Consider the following 3,478-nt stretch of genomic DNA (forward strand, 5'->3'; position numbering starts at 1 on the left):
TCATGAACAAGGTCCCGGTGGCACCCCGTTGCGACGGATCGTGGCCCGGCGCTGTGCTAAAATCGCCTGCTTTTTGACCACCCCCAAATCCAGTTTCGAGAGGTTTTCATGCCGCGTCTAGCTGCCCGAATGAGTCGAGCCAAGCCCAGTGCAATCATGCTGATTGCCGAAAAAGCCAAACAACTCAAGGCTGCTGGCCGCGACATCATCAGTTTCTCGATCGGTGTTCCCAATTTCCTGCCCGGGCCGCATGTTTATCAGGCCGCCCGCGAAGCGCTGGATCATGACAGTGGCCAATATGGCTCGAACCGTGGCCCGGATGGCTTGCTCGACGCATTTCTCAAGCATCTGGAGGACGGCGGCCTGAGCGGTTACCAGCGTTCGAACCTGGCGACCGGTATCGGCGCCAAGCACATGCTCTACAACCTCGGCGAAGCGCTGCTCGATGCCGGCGACGTGATCGTGTTCCCAGTGCCTTACTGGACCACCTATCTGGATCTGGCCGAAATTCTCGATGCCGAAGCTCGCCTGCTGCCCTGTCCCTCCGAACAGAACTACAAGCTGACCCCGGCGCAGCTGGATGCGGCATTGCCGGGGGCGAAGGTATTCCTGTTCAACAATCCTTCGAATCCGACCGGCATGGTCTACACGAAGGAAGAGATCGCCGCCCTTGCCGATGTGCTGGTGCGTCATCCGGATGTCTGGGTCATTTGCGATGACATCTATAACCGCATGGTGTTCGACGGCGTCGGCTACCACAATTTCGTCAATGCACGTCCCGAATTGCGCGACCGCGTCATCCATGTCGATTCGCTGTCGAAGACTTATGGCATGCCGGGCTGGCGAGTCGGCTTCATCGCCGCGCCCGAGTCGGTTGCCAATGCCGTGGTCACGCTCAATTCCAACCACATCACCAACGTGCCGGAGGTGGTCAATGCCGCTGCGCGTGCTGCCCTGGATGGACCGCAGGATGTGCCGATCGAGAAAAACGCGGAATTTTCCGCGCGTCGCGACAAGGTCTATGAGGCGCTGACCGCCATTCCGGGTGTCATATGTCCGCGACCGCAAGGTGCCTTCTACGCGTTTCCGAACATCTCCTGTGCATTCGGCAAGTCGCACAACGGCCGCATGATCAACAACGACGTCGATTTCTGTGGCGCGTTGCTCGAATCCAAGGGTGTTGCCTGCGTGCCGGGCAGCGCATTCGGCGATCCGCTGGCACTGCGCATTTCCTATACCTGCCCGGCCGACCAGCTGGCTCCGGGATTGCAGCGGTTCCAGGAATTCTTCGCTGAACTGAAATGAATGCAGTCTCCTGCATGATTCGCACCGTCGCGCTGGCATCGACCCTGATCGTGCTGGCAGGTTGCGTGCAGGCGGTCGACATGGCTGACCTGCGTAGCGAAATCGGCTCGGATCCGGTGATCATGTTGTCGACGTCCACGTGCGGCTATTGCAAGAAGATGCGCGCCGACCTGGACAGCTGGAACGTCGAGTTCCTCGATATCGATGTCGAGAGGAACAGGAATGGGCAGCGCGCCTACGAGATGCTCGAAGGCCGTGGCGTACCGATCCTCCTCGTTGGCGAAAAAACCGTACATGGCTACGACCCCGAGCGAGCACGCGCGTTGCTCGGCGCCGCCGACCTGATTCCAGAAAACAGCAATCCGCAATCCCCACATACTGCGAGGTAGATGCAATGAAAGCTCCCGTCCGAGTTGCCGTTACCGGTGCTGCCGGTCAGATCGGTTACGCCCTGTTGTTCCGGATCGCCGCCGGCGACATGCTGGGTCCGGACCAGCCGGTGATCCTGCACCTGCTCGAAATCACGCCTGCCTTGCCGGCATTGAATGGCGTGGTCATGGAGCTCAACGATTGTGCATTCCCGACCCTGCATGGCGTGGTCGCGACGGATGACGCGAACGTCGCGTTCAAGGATGTCGACTACGCCCTTCTGGTTGGTGCCCGCCCGCGTGGACCCGGCATGGAGCGCAAGGATCTTCTCGAAGCCAACGGCGCGATCTTCGGACCTCAGGGCAAGGCCATCAACGATCACGCCAAGCGTGATGTTCGCGTCCTCGTTGTCGGCAACCCGGCCAACACCAACGCCCTGATTGCGCAAAAGAACGCGCCGGATCTGGATCCGGGCCGATTCACCGCCATGGTGCGCCTTGATCACAACCGTGCGATCAGCCAGTTGGCGGAAAAGACCGGCGCATTGAATACCGACATCACCAAGGTCACGATCTGGGGCAACCACAGTTCGACCCAGTATCCCGACATCCATCAGACCGCAGTCAAGGGCAAGTCCGCGATGAGCCTGGTCGATCAGGCCTGGTACGCAGACGAGTTCATTCCGCTCGTGCAGCAGCGTGGTGCGGCTATCATCAAGGCGCGCGGTGCTTCCTCGGCAGCGTCCGCTGCTTCGGCAGCCATCGATCACATGCGCGACTGGACCCATGGAACGGCCGAAGGCGACTGGGTGTCTATGGGCATTCCGTCGGATGGTTCCTACGGCGTCGAGCCTGGCGTGATTTTCGGGTATCCGGTTACCATCAAGGACGGCAAGTACAGCATCGTCCAGGGAATCGACATCAACGAATTCTCGCGTTCCCGAATCGACGCAACCGAGAAGGAATTGCGTGAAGAGCGTGCGGCGGTCGAGAAGCTTTTCGCAAGCTAGCGCCGCCCGATCCAGGCAGGATTCGGCTCGTCATGCCGGATCCTGCTGTGCGAGACTCCGGTCCTGGGTAGTGCCGGTCGCATCGTTTCTCTGCATCCTTGTCAGTTTGAGTGCCAACTACCCCGATTTGCCATCCACGGACCACGGATAGATGCTGCAAACACCGATCATCCGCAAGCCGATCGCGCTTGTCACCGATTTCATGCGAGGCGAAGCAGCAGGTGGCTTCGTGCTCATGGCTGCGGCGGCCCTGGCACTGATCGTGGCCAATTCGCCGATCTCGGAACTGTATTTCGAATCGCTGCACGCCTACATCGGCGGCATGAGCGTGCTGCACTGGATCAACGATGGCCTGATGGTCGTGTTCTTCCTGCTGGTCGGACTGGAGATCAAGCGCGAAATTCTTGTCGGGCAGTTGTCGAGCTGGTCCCGTCGAGTTCTTCCGGGAATCGGTGCGCTGGGCGGAATGGTGGTTCCGGCATTGATCTACTTTGCGTTCAATCGCAACGATCCGGAGGCATTGCGTGGCTGGGCCATCCCGACCGCCACCGATATCGCGTTCGCCCTGGGCGTGTTGTCCCTGCTGGGCAAGCGGGTGCCCGTTTCGATCAAGGTTTTTCTGACTGCACTGGCCATCATCGACGACCTCGGTGCTGTCGTCATCATTGCGCTTTTCTACACCAACGAGCTTTCCACGCAGTACCTCATGATGGCGGCCGGCGTGCTGGCTGTGCTGGTCGTCCTGAACAAGACTGGCGTGCGCAAGCTGTGGCCCTACATGCTGTTGGGTGCGGT

General features: G+C 60.0%; 4 protein-coding genes. All 4 read left to right on the forward strand.

Going from position 1 to position 3,478, the window contains the following annotated elements; genetic code table 11:
* Nucleotides 1–129: 129 nt before the first annotated feature.
* Nucleotides 130–1,305, forward strand: a complete 1,176-nt coding sequence (locus WBP53_RS12995) for an aminotransferase class I/II-fold pyridoxal phosphate-dependent enzyme (protein ID WP_423929585.1) — start codon at nt 130–132, stop codon at nt 1,303–1,305.
* A gap of 14 nt (nt 1,306–1,319) precedes the next feature.
* Nucleotides 1,320–1,694, forward strand: coding sequence for a glutaredoxin family protein (locus tag WBP53_RS13000; RefSeq protein WP_423929587.1), 375 nt, complete (start codon nt 1,320–1,322; stop codon nt 1,692–1,694).
* Nucleotides 1,695–1,699: 5 nt separating this feature from the next.
* A complete protein-coding gene (locus tag WBP53_RS13005; protein WP_423929589.1) occupies nt 1,700–2,683 on the forward strand; it encodes a malate dehydrogenase in 984 nt (327 codons plus the stop codon).
* A 151-nt stretch (nt 2,684–2,834) separates the two neighbouring features.
* Nucleotides 2,835–3,478 (forward strand): Na+/H+ antiporter NhaA (gene nhaA, locus WBP53_RS13010; RefSeq protein ID WP_423929591.1); only part of this gene is annotated, 644 nt, incomplete at its 3' end.

Source organism: Dokdonella sp., assembly GCF_049593775.1.
Taxonomy (GTDB): domain Bacteria; phylum Pseudomonadota; class Gammaproteobacteria; order Xanthomonadales; family Rhodanobacteraceae; genus Dokdonella.